Genomic DNA, 389 nt, shown 5'->3' with positions numbered 1-389 from the left:
TTTTTGTTCCTTTTAATGCATTTTGTTTTAACTATTTTAGTTAATTTATAATGTAATTATATATTATTTTAATTATTTTGTCAAGGGTTTTATAATTATTTTAGTTATTTTTTTGTATTATTTCTATTACTTTAATTAAAAAGGTATCCTTATGACTAATATAGAATTTGAAGCAAGGCTAAATGAGTTAAATTTAAGCAAGAAGGAGTTTGTTGAGATTGTAGGTATGCCATACCAAACACTTATGAACTGGAAGCAAAAAGATGAAACGCCGTATTGGGTAGAGCCTTTTTTATACTATTACGAAAAAGGGAAAACCTTAGATGAGCTTTTAGCTATCATTGATAAGTATAAGAAGTGAACCTTTATATAGTTGGCTACCCCTCAAA

1 protein-coding gene is annotated in these 389 nt (G+C 26.5%); it reads left to right on the top strand.

The features are described 5' to 3' along the window. The first annotated feature begins 151 nt into the window (after positions 1-151). Complete coding sequence (locus tag CCAL5182_RS09010) at positions 152-361, top strand: hypothetical protein (RefSeq protein ID WP_336610844.1); 210 nt, start codon at positions 152-154, stop codon at positions 359-361. Positions 362-389 lie beyond the last annotated feature (28 nt).

This window comes from Campylobacter sp. 7477a (genome assembly GCF_014892335.1).
GTDB lineage: Bacteria > Campylobacterota > Campylobacteria > Campylobacterales > Campylobacteraceae > Campylobacter_A > Campylobacter_A californiensis.
This window is presented reverse-complemented; position numbering and strand designations above follow the sequence as displayed.